Here is a 15904-nt window from a genome sequence, read left to right as displayed (position 1 = left end):
CGGCGGGCTCCTGCCGCATTCAGAGCTGCGGTAACTGACCGACCCGCGCCATCATTTCGGTGACGATTTGCAGGTCGAGGAGGAACTGCTCGACGGTCTTGAACTCATTGTCGGTGTGCCCGGTGTACTTCTCTTCCGGGCGTGCCAGGCCGAACTGCACGCCGTTGGGCAGTTCATGCACGGAGGTGGCGCCGGCCGAGGTGCCGAACGCGTGTTTCATGCCCAGGTTTTCCGTGGCCACCGCCAACAAGGCCTTGACCCACTCACCTTCCGGGTTGCGGTACATCGGTTCGGCGATCGAGTAGGTGAAGTTCACGTTGACCTTGGTTTTCTTGTCCCAGGCGCTGAGCTTGTCGGCAATTTGCGCTTTGAGTTTCTCCGGCGACTGACCCTTGGGCACGCGCAGGTTCACCGCCAGCTTGAAGCTCTTGTCATCGAGGTCGACGAACGTCAGCGAGGTGGTCAGCGGGCCCATGAAGTCATCGGCGAAGCCCACGCCCAATTTGCCGCCCAGGTAATCCAGGCCCCAATTGTCGGCGGCATAGCGCGCCGCGTCGGTGATGTGGTTGTGCTTGAGGGCGATCTTGCCGTCGACGCTGTGGATCAGCTCCAGCATGCGCGCGACCGGGTTCACCCCGGATTCCGGTTCGGACGAATGCGCCGAGACCCCGGTGACCGTCAACTGCACCTGTTTGCCGACCACCTTGGCGCTCACCTGGAAGTCACCGCCATTGCGCTCGGCGTATTGCGTACCGGCCTCTTGCAGGCTGGCCGCCAACTCGGCGGGTTTGTCGCTGAGCAACGTGGCGACCGACGCCGAGGGAATCTGGTTGGTGGCCTTGCCGCCGGTCATGGCGATGATCTCTGCGCCTTTGCCTTCGCCTTTGCGGCGTGGGAAGGTGGCCATGATCGTGCCGTAGCCTTTTTCGGCAATGACCACCGGGTAGCCGCCATCCAGCGCCAGGTTGTACGGCGGCGTCGGGTTGCGTTCGAAGTAATAGGGGATCGCGTCGCCGGAGGTTTCCTCGGTGGTGTCCACCAGCAGCTTGAACGTGCGCGCCAGCGGCAGCTTCTCTTCCTTGATCACCTTCATGGCGTACATCGCCACCACGATGCCATTTTTGTCGTCTTCAGTCCCGCGGCCGTACATGCGGTCGCCAATCAGCGTGACCTTGAACGGATCGAGCCGGGTGCCGTCTTTCAACACCCAGTTTTCCGGCGTCACCGGCACCACATCCGCATGCGCGTGGATGCCCACCACTTCATCGCCGCTGCCTTCCAGGGAGATTTCGTACACGCGGTTATCGATGTTACGGAAGTTCAGGTTGAAGGCTTTCGCCAGGCCCTGCAGCTTGTCGGCGATCTTGAGGAATTGCGGGTTTTTGTACTGCGGCACGCCGTCGACGTTGAACGTCGGAATTTCCACCAGCTCGCGCAGGGTCTCGGTGGCGGCCTTGGCGTATTTCAGCCGCGCATAAATGCCCAGCAGGCGATTGATTTCGTTCTGTTGCTCGGCGCTCAGGGGTTTGTGCTCGAGAAAGGCGCTGATCGCCGGCCCCGTATCGCTGGTTTTGCCCAGCTCGCCCTGGGCCAGGGTGCCGAGGAAACTGTTGAAGTCAGTGACCGAGGTTGCGCTGAATTCCTTCAGAATCGCCGTGCTCTGCTGTGGGGTGATGTTGGCGAAAGCCGGGCTGACGAAGGTCGAGAGGCTCGCGGCGAACACGCTGGCGGCGGCCAATTGCTTGAGTGGAAAGTACATGGCGGGACGCATTCCTTTGCTGGTAGTGAGTGGGGTATTTCTGATCATTAAGTCAGAAATATTTCCACACACTACCACCACAGGGACTGAGAATGGCAGACCTTGGTGTAGGAAATTTCTCAGTCAAGCGCCCCCGCGTCGAAGGGTACATCCCTGTGCGCGCGGGCGTTGAATCGTGTCCAGGTCAAGGTTGGCCAGGGTGCGGCGCAGGGTAATCGGCCGTTACGTCCAGTGCTTTGGCGTAGGGCCCATCCCACAACTGCTCATGCAATTGGCCTATACGCTTGGCCATCGCTTCGCTGCGCATGACCACCTCCAGGTTGCGCGAATTATCCAGATAACCGCCCAGCCAATTGCTGGTGCCGACCCAGGCCACTTGCCCGTCGATCTCCAGGGTCTTGCTGTGGATCACCCGTGCGTAGGGGATAAACCCTTGCTTGGCCTGGGGCAGGGTGACGATCTTGATCTGCACGTTGGGCAGCACTGCGAGGCTTTTCAAATAGGGCAGTTCCAGCGCATCGGTGTTCCAGTTGGACACCATCAGCTTGATCGACACCCCGCGTGCGGCGGCGGCACGCACCGCGTTGTCGATCACCGCATAGTAGGGCCGGGTTTTATCCGGGCCGTAGGACAGCGGCGCGTAGTCCAGCAGTTGCACGCGCACTTCGTGCTTGGCTTCGCCGAGCAGGCGCGGCAGTTCGAGTTGGGAGTCGCCCACCCCGGGCGGGTTGTAGCGTTGCGGGCTGGCCACCAGGTAATTGCCGCTGCGCGCAGGCGCCTGGCCGGCCATCGGCAGCGGTACCGGGCTGTGTGCGCTCAGCGCCGCCTGGGCTTGCCAGTCCTGATCGAAAATCGCCTGGACCTGGCCGACCACCGTGGCGTCGGTGATGCGCAGCCCGGTTTCGTGGATATGTTCCAGGGACCGCCAGTCGAAATTCTGGCTGCCGACAAACGCCTGCTGCCCATCCACCACCATGTATTTGGCGTGGATGATGCCGCCACTCAGTTGCGCGTAGGGCAGCACGCGCAAGGTCAGGTTGGGAATCGCGCGCAGGCGTTCCAGGGTGGAGGCTTCTGATAGGCGAATGCCTTTTTCCTCCAGCAGGAAACGAATTTTCACGCCGCGTTTACCGGCGGCTTCCAGGCGCTCGATCACCCGCTCCAGCACCGAGCCTGGATGGTCGGCGGCATAAAACTGGCCGATGTCGATCGTGCTTTTGGCGCCATCGAACAGCTCGATCCATACCGGGCCCGGCTGGCGTAGATCGGCGCTCGCCAGGTCGGTGTCCAGCGGCACGGTGTGTACCAGTTCAAACCCCGGAATTGAAAAGTCCGCCTGGGCCAGCGGACTGAGCAGCAAGCCGGCGAGGCCAGCGATACGGCATTTCATCGATAGGGACATAGGCATCTCGTCAGGGAAAAAGACAGGGCGGGCGCCTCACGCGCCCGCCCTGACAGTCATGCCGTGCGGCTGTGCAACGAGGTCGGCACCAGGTGCGGCACTTCGCCTTGCACGCGGGCCCCGGTGGCAGCGCGGATCAGCAGGATCTTCAACTGATCGTTGATGCGTTCCAGGCTGTCCTGGAAGAAGTTGTGGAACACCACGCAGAACAGCGCGATGGCGATCCCCAGGCCCGTCGCGAACAACGCGGTGCCGATACCGCCGGAAATCTGCCCAGGGTCGGACACCCCCGCGCTGGCCAACGCCTTGAAGGTGTCGATGATGCCGAGGATGGTGCCGAGCAAGCCCAGCAACGGCGCGGCGGTGGTGATGGTTTCGATTATCCACAGGCTGCGGGCCAGCGGGGCGCGGGTGGTCAGGTACTGGGTTTCGATCACATCGTCCAGGTCCTTGCGCGAACCCTGCGAGGCTTTCTGTGCCAGCACCGGCATCACCATGTTCAGCGGCAGGCTGTCGCGGCGGCTCAGGCTTTCCGGCAGGTCACGTTCGCTGTGTACGTGGGCGCCCAGCACCTCGGTCAAGGCACGGGCCTGGCGGCGCACATAGGCGAAGTAAATACCGCGCTCGATGGTGATAAAGATGGCGATGGCCATCGCGGCGTACATCACATAGAAGGTGATGTCGTGGAGCAGGTTCATGTTCATGTTCGATTACCTCGCCGTTAGAAATTGGCTTCCAGGGACACCGTCACGGTGCGTTCCAGGCCAACGATGTAGGCCGGGTCGCCGTCGCGGAAACCGCTGTAGCTGGCCGCGTTGGTCTTGGTGGTGTACACGCCGTCCAGGTACTTCTTGTCGAACAGGTTGTCGACGTTCAGGCGCAGGGTTGCGTCCTTCACCACTTTCTTGTCCACCGGCAGGTAGATACCGGCGCCGGCGTTGAACACGGTGCGGCCGGAGATGGCTTCGTCGTTGGTCAGGTCACCGTAGAGCTTGCTGGTGTATTTGCCGCCGAAGGTGCCGTAGAAGCGTCCGTCGTCATACCCGATGTTGGCGGCCAGCATGTTTTTCGGCACGTTGGCGAACTGCTTGCCGCTGGTGGGCAACAGGATGGCTTTGCCCGCGTTGTACACGGTCAAGTCGTCCTGTTGCTCGGCCTTGGTATAGGTGTAGGAGGTGTAGTAGTTGAAGTGGTGGGGCAGCAGGCCGCTCCATTCCAGCTCCAGGCCGCTGTTGTTGACCGATCCGGCGTTGATGTCGGCGAAGTCGCCGTTGACGTCCTTGGACGAAACCTGGCGATCCTTGAACTGCATGTAGAACAAGGTGGCGGCCACGGTCATGTCGTCGCCGGTGAAGCGCCAGCCCAGCTCATGGTTCCAACTGGTTTCCGGCTTGGAGTTGATCGAGTCCACGCCCTTGTCGTACAGCACGTAGTTCTGTGGGATACGCATGTTGCGCGACAGGCTGTAGAACAACTGGTCGCGTTCGTCGAGCTGGTACTTGAGGCCGGCGTTGGGCAGCAGCTTGTTGTAGGTCTGGTGACGTTTTTCCGGCTGCTCGGTGAGGCTGCCGTTGTTGGTGCCGTCGCGCTTGACGTTCATGTAGGCCAGGCCGGCCACCAGGGTCCAGTCCGGGTTGATGTACCAGGTGTCCTGGGCCCAGACTTTCTGCGCCGGCGTGACGGTGAAACGATCGCGGCCTTGCACGGTGTTGCCGTTGGCATCGACCACGGAAGTGCCGTCCGGCCAGGTGTCGGTAGGCTTGCCGTTGCTCTTGAGCGCGATGAACGGTTGGGTCTGGCTTTGGCGCGCGCGCTCGTACCAGTAGCCGAATTGCAGGCTGTGATCGCCCAGGTCCCAGTTCAGTTTGGTGGTAATGCCGGGGCGCCAGGTCTGGGTGCGGGAGGGGCGGTAGTACACGCCGGTGGTCGAGGAACCGTCGGCATTGTATTGCGCGGCGGTGGGCAAGTTGCCCAGGTCGAAGACGCCGCCTGCGTTTGAGCCGCGGTTCAGCGCGTAGCTCGACGAGTTGACGCCGCTGCCGTTACCCCAGAAGTAATACGGGATCACCGACAGGGCCAGGTTGTCGGCCAGTTTGAACTGGGTATTGAGCACGCCGGTAAAGGTCTGGAACGGGTTCTGCGCGAGGGCGTAGTAGCTGTTGAGCTTGCCGTTGCTGCCGACCGTCGGTGTGGCGGGGTAGGGGTCGAACTTGCGGCCGTTCTGCTGGAACTGCGATTTGGTCAGTTGGCTGTAACTGTTGTTGTCCTGCTCGTGGTACTTGAGGATCAGGTTGGCGGTGTTGCCGTTGCCGGCGTCGAAGAAGCTGTTCCACTCGACCTTGTCCGCACGCACGGCGCCCGAGCCGCGCCACATCTGCCCTTCGGTATGGGACGCCGACAGCCAGTTGCTCAGGCCGTTGACCTCGCCGGTGTTGAGCCGGGCAAAGGTCTTGCGGGTGGCGTTGCTGCCGATGGTCTGTTTGACGAAGGCCCCGGTTTCCTTGGTGGGGCGAATGGTCACGATACCGATGTTGCCGCCGCTGGAACCGATGTGCGGGCCGTCGGCCTCCGACGAGCCTTGGGTGACGAAAATCTGGTCGATGTTTTCCGGGTCGCCCAACAGGTTGGAGTACAGCGCGTAGTTGCCGGAGTCGTTGATCGGCATGCCGTCCACCGACATTCCCACCTGGTCGGAGTTAAGCCCGCGCATGGTGAAGCGAAAGCCCGACAGGCCGGTGGCATCTTCGCTGGAGATGTTCAGGCCCGGGGTGTACTTGAGCTTGTCGATGGCGTTGCCGGTGGCGGTTTGTTTATCCAGCGCTTCCTTGGTTATCGTGGAGCGCCCCTTGATGCTTTCTTCCTGCACCATGTAGCCGCCACCGGCAGTGGCCTTGCCTTGTACTCCGATGGTGCCGACGTCGCTGTCGCCGGTGTCGGCCATGACCATGCCATGCCCCATGCTCGCGGCAACGAGTGCCAGATGAATCCGTGTGAACCTCATCAGTGTCGTCCTAGTGTCGGGTGCTTATTGCACGCTGTAGTTGAAGGTGGCGGTGAAGCGCTGCTCGTTGCGCCCCCCGAAGGCTTGCTCGGGGAACGGCTTGACCTGCTTGATACGCCGCAGGCTGTTGGCGGCGGCCCGGTTGAGCAACATGCTCGAGGCCGGGGTCTGCACGCCGGAGTCGAGTACCCGACCCTGGCGGTCCACCAGCAGCCAGACCACCACGTCGCCACTTGGGCGTTCGAGGGAGGCCTGGCGTCCGGTGGGGTATTGCTTGTAAGTGTCCAGCTCGTTACGCAAACCCTTGAGGTAACCGCCCTCCAGGGCCTGACCGTCGACCTTGGGCGGTGCGGGCGTGGCCGGAGTCGGCGCAGCCTGGGCGACCGCCGCGGGCGCGGGTTTGGCCGCCACCGGGGGCGGCGTCGGCGTGGGTTTGGCGACCACGGGCTTGGGCACCGGCTTGGGCTTGGGTTCAGGTTTCGGCACCGGCTTGGGCGGTGGCGGGGGCGGTGGTGGAGGGGCCGGCTCGGCCTCTTCATCCTCGATCACCGGCGGTGGCGGTGCTTGCTCCACCACGGGTGGCGGCACCACCTCGGGCTCCGGCTCGACCAATGCCAACTCGACCGCCGACTCGTCGTACACCGGTTCGACCTTCAACGTCTGGGACTGGATACCCAGTGCAATCAGCACCAGGGCGATCAGGGCCGGGACACTGCCCAGCAGCCGACGCGCACGAAACAGGACATACATGATCAGGACTTACGCGTGGCGATGGACACGGAGGTAAAGCCACCCAGACGCAGGGTGTCCATCACCTCCACCAGGCGCGAAACCTCCACGCCCTTGTCGCTGTTGACGATGATCGTCGACTTGGTATCCGGCTTTTCAGCCGCCTTCAGCGCCGGTACCAGAGCGTCGACCGTGAGGTCCTTGCCATCCAGTTGCAACTGGCCTTCCAGGCCCAGGGTGAGGATGAATTTGTTCTGCGGCTTGAGCTGCTGCGAACTGCTGGCGCTGGGCAGTTGAGTCTTCATGCCGAGTGCCGGAATCACGTTCAGACTCACGAGTACGAAAAACACCAGGAGGAACATCATCACGTCGATCATCGGGATCAGTTCGATGTGTGCCTTGCGTTTTTTCGGTTCATCCCAGGTTCTCATTCCGCTACCCCGTTATTGAATTAGGGGCGACACGCTAACAACGAAAAATGACCGAACGGTTAACTTTAATTTACGTTTTGACGTGTCTAGGACGTGTCTTACAGATCGGTTTCCGGTCAATTTCACGACGTAATGAAACTGAAACGCCGGGGGTACATTCTCGAAAAATTTACACCGAGAGCCGTCTTGTATGAGTCAGTCATTGCCGCATTTGTTGACTTCGCGTTTGCTGTTGCGGGCGCTGGAAAGCGAGCAGGCCGCGGTACTTTCCAGCCTCGCCAACGGGCCGAAGATTGCTGACAACACGGCCAACATTCCATCGCCCTATACCCTGGAAACGGCCCGGACGTTTATTGACGGGATGCAAGACAAATACCGCGCCGGCAACCTGTTGAGCCTGGGCATGCACCTGCGCGAAACCGGCGAATTGATCGGCATCGTCAGCCTGCGTCTCAATGCGCGTCACCACTACGGGCACCTGGGCGGATGGGTGGCGGCGCACTGTCGCAACCAGGGCTATGCCGCCGAGGCAGCGCGTGCGGTGATGGACTTCGGGTTCGCCGAACTGGGCCTGTACCGAGTGGGCAGCCAATGCTTTGCCCGCAACAAGGAGTCGGCGCGGGTCATGGAGAAAATCGGCCTGCTGTACGAAGGCTGTATGCGCGCCGCGTTTCTCAAGAATGGGGTGTATGAGGACTTGCTCGGGTTTGCGACCGTGCGCAATGACTGGGAGCGCCTGGCGTGAGTCGCGCGGTTGACCATGATCGGCGCCGGGTGCTGGCCGGGCTGGCGCTGGCCACCACCTTTTCGATCCTCAGCCCGTTTGCCCGCAGTGCGGGGATCGATTATCCGTTCACGTTGGGCGTGGCCTCGGGTGATCCGTTGCCGGATGGTTTCGTGATCTGGACGCGCCTGGCGCCGTTGTTCAATGCGGCGGACGGTCGCGGCGGGTTGGCGCGTGCGGTGCCGGTGCGTTGGCGGGTCGCCAGCGATGCGGGGATGACGCGCATTGTGAGGCAGGGTGAGGTGATGGCGAGCGAGCGCTTTGCCCACTCCGTGCATGTGGAAGTCGCGGGGCTGGAAGCCGGCAGGCCGTATTGGTATCAGTTCGAAGGGCTGGGGGCGCAGAGCGCGGTCGGGCAGTCGCGTACCGCGCCGGCTTTGCATGCCCTGGCGACGGCGCGCTTGGGGTTCGTGTCGTGCTCCCACTGGGAACGCGGGTACTTCAGTGCCTATCGTCACCTGGCGGCGGAGCAGCCGGACCTGGTGTTTTTCCTCGGTGACTATATCTACGACAATTCCTACGCGGCAGATTCGGGAAAAGTCATTCGTTCCCACGGCAGCGGCAACGCGCTGACCCTGAGCGACTATCGCAACCGCTATGCGCTGTACAAGACCGATCCGGATCTCCAGGCCTTGCACGCGGCGGCGCCCAGCGTGGCGACCTGGGACGATCATGAGGTGCAGAACGACTATGCCAGCCGCTGGTCCCAGGACCCGAAGGTTGCCGTGGCGCAGTTTCTCAAGCAGCGGGCGGCGGCGTATCAGGCCTATTACGAGCATATGCCGCTGCGCGTGAGCAGCCTGCCCAACGGGCCGGATATGCGCGTTTATCGGCGCCTGGACTACGGCCGCCTGGCACGTTTCCATGTGCTCGACGGTCGACAGTATCGCTCCGAGCAACCGTGCATTCAGGCCAACGGCAGTCATCAGGGCCACATCGCCGCCAACACCTGCAGCGACTTGCGCGACCCCGCTCGCACCATGCTCGGTTGGCAGCAGGAGGCCTGGCTGGACCAGGGGTTTGCCCAGTCGAAAGCGCAATGGAACGTGATCGCCCAGGACTTGCTGGTGGCGCCGCTGCTGCAGCGCGACCTGACCCAGCACACGCTGGGCTATTGGACCGATGGTTGGGATGGCTACATGGCGAACCGTTCACGGATGCTCGCGTCCATCGCGCGCCACCAGGTCAACAACCCGGTGTTCTGGGGCGGCGATATACATTCATTCTGGGCCACCGATTTGCATGCCGATGCCAACAACCCGGACTCGCCCGTGCTCGCCACCGAGTTCGTCGGCACCTCGGTGACCTCCGATGGGCCGCCTTACGACGCCTTCACCCAGATGCTGCCGCAGAATCCCCATGTGAAGTTTTTCGACAGCCGCCAGCGCGGGTATGTATCGGTGACGCTAGCTGCCCAGCGCATGCTCACGGACTTCCGTGTGATTACCGATCCGCGTGACCCGGCCGCCACGGTGTCGACGCTCAAGTCGTTCGTGGTGGAACCGGGGCGGGCCGGGGCGATCGCGGTTTAATCCAGGCTGTAGCGCACCGACAGCGTGCCCTTTTTCTCCGACACGGCCAGGATCGTCACCTGGCCCAATTCGCCTAATGCCTGGACATGCGTGCCACCACAGGCATACGCGGGCAACTCGCCGAAGCCGACTTCGCGGATGCCGTCTTCCAGGCGCATCTGGCGCGGGTAGTCGGCGGCGATCCAGTGGTCGAGTTGTTGTTGAAGCGTGTCGGCCTCCATGGCTTGTGCGCTTTCGCCGCGGATAAAGGTGATCTTGCCTTCGCCCGGCCAGTGGTGGGCCTTGATCGGCATCCAGCCCAACGCCTCGCCGGCGTTGCCGATCAGGTGTCCGGCGGAATGCAGGCGGGTGTGCAAGGCACGGCGTGGTGCATCGACCCGTGCGTTGATCGGGCCCGGTTCTACGGGCTGGTCGAGGTAATGCACCACGCGCTCCGCCTCCTGGGTCACCCGCAGCACCCGGCTGTCGCCCAGCCAGCCGGTGTCGAATGGCTGGCCGCCGCCCTGGGGGTGGAAAATCGTCGACTGCAGCGTGACCGCAAACTGCTCTTCGTGGGCGGTGCAGCTCAGCACTTCAAGCTCGGCGGTCAGGTGGTCGTGGGTGAAAAACAGGCGCTCGGTCATCGTCTACATCCGCATCAAGGTTCTGCGGGCAGTATAAATAGTGCGCAAATGGGTGATAATCCGTTCAATTATCAATGGACTTGTGCGTCATGAGTATCAATCTTCCTTTGCCGCTGCTGGGTGAAATGGCGATTTTCGTCAAAGTGGTGGAAGCCGGCAGTTTTTCTGCGGCAGCGCGACAACTGAGCGTGTCGCCTTCGGCGGTGAGCCGCAGCATCTCGCGTCTCGAACAGGCGTTGGCCACGCGCCTGCTGCAACGCACCACGCGCAAACTGCGTTTGAGCGAGGGCGGCGAAGAGGTGTTCAAGCGTTGCCAGGAGATGGTCAACGCGGCGCGCTCGGTGATGGAAATCAGCGGCCAGTTCACCCACGAGGCCGAGGGCCTGGTGCGGGTCAGCGTGCCCAAGGCGGTGGGGCGGTTCGTGGTGCATCCGTATATGCCGGAATTTCTGCGGCGCTATCCCAAGGTCGATGTGCAACTGATCCTCGAGGACCGGCAGGTGGACCTGATCGATGACAACGTCGACCTGAGTATCCGTATCACCGACAGCCCGCCGCCGGGCCTGGTGGGGCGGCAATTACTGCCCATCGAACACGTGTTGTGCGCGACGCCGCAGTACCTGGCCGAGCATGGCACGCCGAGTCATCCCCATGATCTGCTGGCGCACAGCTGCATCTACCTGGGCGAAACCCCGGGGGACTCGCGCTGGAAGTTTCGCCGGGCGGGTAAGGCGGTCACGGTGGGCGTGCGGGGGCGGTATGCGGCGAACCACACCGGCGTGCGCCTGGATGCGGTGTTGCAGCATGTGGGGATTGGCAGCTTGCCGTATTTCACGGCGCGGCATGCGTTGGATGAGGGGCGCCTGGTGCAGGTGTTGCCGGCGTGGGACTTTATTGCGTCCTACCATGGCGAGGCCTGGCTGCTGCACTCGCCGACGCGGTACCTGCCGCCGAAGGTGCGGGTGTTCATTGATTACCTGGTGGCGTGCATGGCCACCGAGCCGACGCTGCGCCGACGGTAGTGTGGGAGGGGGCTTGCCCCCGATAGCGGTGGATCAGTCATGCATGTATTGGCTGACACACCGCCATCGGGGGCAAGCCCCCACCCACATTGAATGATCAGTGCTTGCTCTGGTCCTGCGGCATCGCCAGCAGCTGTTTTTCCTGGTTCCAGTCGAACGGTTCATCGTTCTGTTCGGCTTCAAAGCGACGCTCTTCCAGGGCCTGGTACAGGTCCAGTTCTTCATCGGGCATGAAGTGCAGGCAATCGCCGCCGAAGAACCACAGCAGGTCGCGTGGCACCAGATGGGCGATTTGCGGGTAACGCAGGATGACCTGGCTCATCATGTCCTGGCCCAGGTACTGGCTCTCGATCGGATCGATCGGCAGCAGGGCGCGCAGTTCATCGAAACGCTCCAGGAACAGCAGGTGGCTTTCCTCGGGCACCTGTTCGGCTTCGCCGACGGCAACCAGGATGCTGCGCAGGTGGTCGAGCAAGACGAGATGATCGGCAACGACGTTGGACACGAGATAAGTCCTCAAAGCAAAAACGGGCGCGAGAGTATATAGCTCAAGCGCCCGTAATTATATGGCCTGGGGGATCAGCGGACTTTACCCGCGGCCTGGGCCAGTTCTTCCTTGCTGAAATCATCCACGTCGATCACCTTGCGCCGTGCCGCTTCGGCTTCACGCAGGGTTTGCGCCTCGGCCGGTTGCAGCACCCCGGCGTGCAGTGCGGCGTCGATGGCCGGTTCGCCGGCAGCCGGTTTGACCTGGCCGCTTTTGAGGGCCGCATGCAGTTTTTTCTGCAGCGGATGGCTGGCGGCGAGCAGGTCGCAGGCATGTTGCAGGGCGCCCACCGGGTCTTGCGCCGATTGCGGGCGGTAGCAGCCAGCCAGCAGTTCTTCGAGGGTCGGATCGCCCTTGGCGCGACCGATCACCGCGGCCACTTCGGCATCCAGCGCATCGGACGGGCCGGTATGGCGACGGCCGAACGGGAACACGATGACCCGCAGCAGGCAACCGAGCAGCTTGTTCGGGAAGTTGCTCAGCAGTTCATCCAGCGCGCGTTCGGCTTCGCCCAGGCTTTCTTCCATGGCCCAGGTGAACAGCGGTTCCAGGTGGTCCGGCGAATCCAGGTCGTGATAACGCTTGAGCGCCGCCGAAGCCAGGTACATATGGCTCAGCACATCGCCCAGGCGTGCCGACAGGCGTTCGCGGCGTTTCAACTCGCCGCCCAGCAGCATCATGCTCAGGTCGGCGAGCAGGGCGAACGCCGCAGCTTGGCGGTTCAGCGCGCGGAAGTAAGCCTGGCTCAAGCGGTTGCCGGGGGCTTTTTCGAAGTGGCCGAGGCCCAGGTTGAGCACCAGGGTGCTGGCGGCGTTGCTCACGGCAAAGCCGATGTGCTGCATCAGCAGGCTATCGAATTCCTTGAGCGCCTGGTCGTGGTCTTCGCGGCCGGCCAGGGCCATTTCCTTGAGTACGAAGGGGTGGCAACGGATCGCGCCCTGGCCAAAGATCATCAGGTTGCGCGACAGGATATTTGCGCCTTCCACCGTGATGAAGATCGGCGCGCCTTGCCAACTGCGGCCCAGGTAGTTGTTCGGGCCCATGATGATGCCCTTGCCGCCGTGGACATCCATGGCGTGGCTGATGCATTCGCGGCCGCGCTCGGTCAGGTGGTACTTGAGGATCGCCGACAGCACCGAGGGTTTTTCGCCGAGGTCCACCGCGTTGGCGGTGAGCATGCGCGCGCTGTCCATCAGCCAGGCGTTGCCGCCGATGCGGGCGAGGGCTTCCTGGATACCTTCGAAGGCCGCCAGCGGCACGTTGAACTGCTCGCGCACCTGGGCGTATTGGCCGGTCACCAGGCTGGTGAACTTGGCTGCGCCGGTGCCGACCGCCGGCAGGGAAATCGAGCGGCCCACCGACAGGCAGTTCATCAGCATCATCCAGCCCTTGCCGAGCATGTCCTGGCCACCGATCAGGTAGTCCAGGGGGATGAACACGTCCTTGCCGGAGTTGGGCCCGTTCATGAACGCGGCGCCCAGCGGCAGGTGACGACGACCGATGTCAACGCCCGGCGTATCGGTGGGAATCAACGCGAGGCTGATGCCCAGGTCTTCTTCTTCGCCCAGCAAGTGGTCCGGGTCATGTGCCTTGAACGCCAGGCCGAGCAGGGTCGCGACCGGGCCCAGGGTGATGTAGCGTTTTTCCCAGTTCAGGCGCAGGCCGAGGGTTTCCTCGCCTTGCCATTGACCTTTGCAGATCACCCCGGTGTCGGGCATGGCGCCGGCGTCGGAGCCGGCCAGCGGGCCGGTCAGGGCGAAGCAGGGAATATCGTCGCCACGGGCCAGGCGCGGCAGGTAGTGGTTGCGTTGTTCATCGGTGCCGTAATGCAGCAGCAGCTCGGCCGGGCCGAGGGAGTTGGGGACCATCACGGTGGACGCCAGGTCGCCGCTGCGGGTCGCGAGTTTCATTGCCACCTGGGAGTGGGCATAGGCGGAGAAGCCTTTGCCGCCGTACTCCTTGGGAATGATCAGGGCGAAGAAACCATGGGTCTTGATGTGTTCCCAGGCGGCGGGCGGCAGGTCCATGGCCTGGCCGATTTGCCAGTCGCTGACCATCGCGCACAGTTCTTCGGTCGGCCCATCGATGAACGCCTGCTCTTCTTCGGTCAGGCGTGCCTTGGGGTAGGCCAGCAACGTGTTCCAGTCGGGGCGGCCGCTGAACAGCTCGCCGTCCCACCAGACGGTGCCGGCGTCGATGGCATCGCGCTCGGTCTCGGACATTGGCGGCAAGACCTTCTGAAACCAACTGAACAGCGGCTTGGTGAAGTATTCGCGGCGCAGGTCGGGCAGCAGCAGCGGCGCGGCCACGATGGCAATCAACACCCAGCAGATCAGCAGCAGCCAACCCGGTGCGTGGCTCCAGGCGCCCATCGCCAGCAGGTATACGGCGACCACGCCGAGGGTGGGCAGGGGCGCGGTGCGGCGGTGTGCCAGGTAGGCAATGCCGACCACCAGAACCAGTATCCACAACAACAACATATTCAATCCTCCGTGAAACCAGGGGCGAAACCACCGTTGAGCTTAGTCGGCATCCGAGAAAGCGCGGTGATCAGGGTGTGGCGAGTTGTACTGGAAGCACCTTGGGATCACCGATCACCAGGCGCCGACATTTGGCCGAATCGTCGTTATCGCTGTGGCGGACCTGTCGTTAGACTCCAGGCTTCCCCCGGAGATCAAACCCATGGAAACGTACCTGAATCCCAGCCGCTTCATCGATAGTGACCACCCTGCGGTGGTGGAGTTCGCCGAAAAACATCGCGGTTCCAGCGCGGATTCAGGTGACCAGGCAGTCAGTCTTTATTACGCCGTGCGTGAGGCGGTGCGCTACAACCCCTATACCTTCAGCCGCGACCCCAACACCCTGAACGCCAGCTTCGCCCTGGCTGCCGGCCAGAGCTACTGCGTGCCCAAGGCCACCTTGCTCGCCGCCTGCGCACGGCACTGCGGGATTGCGGCGCGCATCGGCCTGGCGGATGTGCGCAATCACCTGTCGACGCCACGCCTGATCGCGCTGCTCAAAAGCGATGTATTCGCCATGCACGGTTATACCGAGCTGTACCTGAACGGGCGCTGGGTCAAAGCTACGCCGGCGTTCAACCAGCAATTGTGCGAGCTGTTCGATGTGCCGCCGCTGGCGTTCGATGGGATCAACGACAGTGTGTTCCACGCCTTCAATCGCCAGGGCAAGCGCTCGATGGAGTACGTGGTGGACCATGGGCAATTTGCGGATGTGCCCGAAGATTTCTTCTTTGCCCACCTGGAGAAATGTTACCCGCACCTGTTTGGCGAGCAGATGCCGAGCGTGCTGGGTGACATGCAGGACGATTTAAGCCGCCCGTGAACCGGCGTATGCTGCTGCGTTCATCAAGCCATGTTCATCAACAATAAGGCGCGGTCATGCTGAAGATCTGGGGGCGTAAAAATTCATCGAACGTCAGGAAAGTCCTGTGGTGCGCCGAGGAACTCGGCCTGGACTATGAGGCCATCGATGCGGGCGGGGCGTTTGGCGTGGTGGACACGCCGCAATACCGCGCATTGAACCCGAACGGCCGGGTGCCGATGATCGAAGACGGCGACTTCGTGCTGTGGGAATCCAACACCATCGTGCGTTACCTCTGCGCCAAGCAGGCGTCGAACTGGTACCCGAGCGACGTGAAGGCGCGGGCCAGTGCCGAAAAATGGATGGACTGGACCACCTCGACCCTCGCCGAGCCGTTCAAGGCGGTGTTCTGGGGCGTGGTACGCACCCCGGCGGAAAAACAGAACTGGGACAGCATCAACGCCGGGCGCCAGGCCTGCATCGATGCACTCGGCACCGTGGAGAAGGCGCTCGCCGAACAGCCCTACCTGTCGGGCGACGCCATCGGCATGGGCGATATCCCCTTGGGCTGCTTTGTTTACGCCTGGTTTGAAATGCCCATCGAACGCCCGGCCATGCCCCACCTGGAGGCTTGGTACCAACGCCTGCAACAGCGCCCGGCGTACCGCAAAGCGGTGATGACCGCGTTGACCTGATACTGACTATTAATACAGGTGACTGTACTTGTGCGGCGCGGGCAAGCACCATGTTTGT

At 62.6% G+C, this 15904-nt stretch carries 14 protein-coding genes; 5 read left to right on the top strand and 9 right to left on the bottom strand.

From position 1 onward, the window contains the following. Nucleotides 1-19 precede the first annotated feature (19 nt). From ACP7E3_RS22855 to ACP7E3_RS22830, 6 genes are all read right to left on the bottom strand, one after another. Nucleotides 20-1759: a dipeptidase gene (locus ACP7E3_RS22855; protein WP_426124471.1), complete on the bottom strand. Its 1740-nt coding sequence runs from the start codon at nt 1757-1759 to the stop codon at nt 20-22. 184 nt (nt 1760-1943) lie between these two features. After that, nucleotides 1944-3161, bottom strand: coding sequence for a phospholipase D-like domain-containing protein (locus ACP7E3_RS22850; protein WP_046384170.1), 1218 nt, complete (start codon nt 3159-3161; stop codon nt 1944-1946). A gap of 56 nt (nt 3162-3217) precedes the next feature. Next, complete coding sequence (locus tag ACP7E3_RS22845; RefSeq protein ID WP_046384169.1) at nt 3218-3865, bottom strand: MotA/TolQ/ExbB proton channel family protein; 648 nt, start codon at nt 3863-3865, stop codon at nt 3218-3220. Between the two features lie 17 nt (nt 3866-3882). Beyond that, on the bottom strand, nt 3883-6162 hold the full coding sequence (locus ACP7E3_RS22840) for a TonB-dependent receptor (RefSeq protein ID WP_046384168.1): 2280 nt from the start codon (nt 6160-6162) through the stop codon (nt 3883-3885). Between the two features lie 24 nt (nt 6163-6186). Continuing rightward, complete coding sequence (locus tag ACP7E3_RS22835) at nt 6187-6912, bottom strand: energy transducer TonB family protein (protein ID WP_426124468.1); 726 nt, start codon at nt 6910-6912, stop codon at nt 6187-6189. Between the two features lie 2 nt (nt 6913-6914). After that, the gene (locus ACP7E3_RS22830; protein WP_005786670.1) at nt 6915-7322 is read right to left on the bottom strand and encodes an ExbD/TolR family protein; all 408 of its coding nucleotides are present in this window, start codon (nt 7320-7322) and stop codon (nt 6915-6917) included. Nucleotides 7323-7512: 190 nt separating this feature from the next. Between ACP7E3_RS22830 and ACP7E3_RS22825 the strand changes: the two genes are divergently transcribed. Both ACP7E3_RS22825 and ACP7E3_RS22820 read left to right on the top strand, forming a co-directional pair. Beyond that, complete coding sequence (locus ACP7E3_RS22825) at nt 7513-8067, top strand: GNAT family N-acetyltransferase (RefSeq protein ID WP_126587875.1); 555 nt, start codon at nt 7513-7515, stop codon at nt 8065-8067. Beyond that, nucleotides 8064-9638 (top strand): alkaline phosphatase D family protein, encoded by a 1575-nt coding sequence (locus tag ACP7E3_RS22820; RefSeq protein WP_426124466.1) that lies wholly within the window; start codon nt 8064-8066, stop codon nt 9636-9638. The genes ACP7E3_RS22825 and ACP7E3_RS22820 overlap by 4 nt, the downstream gene beginning before the upstream one ends. Here ACP7E3_RS22820 and ACP7E3_RS22815 read toward each other — a convergent pair. Then, nucleotides 9635-10261: a hypothetical protein gene (locus ACP7E3_RS22815; protein WP_017846825.1), complete on the bottom strand. Its 627-nt coding sequence runs from the start codon at nt 10259-10261 to the stop codon at nt 9635-9637. The two genes, ACP7E3_RS22820 and ACP7E3_RS22815, sit on opposite strands and share 4 nt — an antisense overlap. Before the next feature lie 89 nt (nt 10262-10350). Here ACP7E3_RS22815 and ACP7E3_RS22810 point away from each other — a divergent pair, with 89 nt between their 5' ends. Beyond that, nucleotides 10351-11283 (top strand): LysR family transcriptional regulator, encoded by a 933-nt coding sequence (locus ACP7E3_RS22810; RefSeq protein WP_128192200.1) that lies wholly within the window; start codon nt 10351-10353, stop codon nt 11281-11283. 97 nt (nt 11284-11380) lie between these two features. Here the strand turns inward: ACP7E3_RS22810 and ACP7E3_RS22805 are convergent, their stop codons facing one another. Both ACP7E3_RS22805 and ACP7E3_RS22800 read right to left on the bottom strand, forming a co-directional pair. After that, a complete protein-coding gene (locus ACP7E3_RS22805) occupies nt 11381-11788 on the bottom strand; it encodes a PA2817 family protein (protein ID WP_017846829.1) in 408 nt (135 codons plus the stop codon). 74 nt (nt 11789-11862) lie between these two features. Further along, entirely contained in the window at nt 11863-14310 is a 2448-nt protein-coding gene (locus ACP7E3_RS22800) for an acyl-CoA dehydrogenase (RefSeq protein ID WP_426124463.1), read from the bottom strand. Nucleotides 14311-14512: 202 nt separating this feature from the next. Between ACP7E3_RS22800 and ACP7E3_RS22795 the strand changes: the two genes are divergently transcribed. Then, nucleotides 14513-15172 (top strand): transglutaminase-like domain-containing protein, encoded by a 660-nt coding sequence (locus ACP7E3_RS22795; RefSeq protein ID WP_046491106.1) that lies wholly within the window; start codon nt 14513-14515, stop codon nt 15170-15172. 56 nt (nt 15173-15228) lie between these two features. Then, nucleotides 15229-15846 (top strand): glutathione S-transferase family protein, encoded by a 618-nt coding sequence (locus ACP7E3_RS22790; protein WP_017846832.1) that lies wholly within the window; start codon nt 15229-15231, stop codon nt 15844-15846. The last annotated feature ends 58 nt before the right edge of the window (nt 15847-15904 follow it).

Origin of the sequence: Pseudomonas sp. PSPC2-3 (genome assembly GCF_049898265.1) — a bacterium.
Classification (GTDB): domain Bacteria; phylum Pseudomonadota; class Gammaproteobacteria; order Pseudomonadales; family Pseudomonadaceae; genus Aquipseudomonas; species Aquipseudomonas veronii.
The sequence above is the reverse complement of the archived record's forward strand: the minus strand, read 5'-3'. Positions and strand labels throughout refer to the sequence as shown.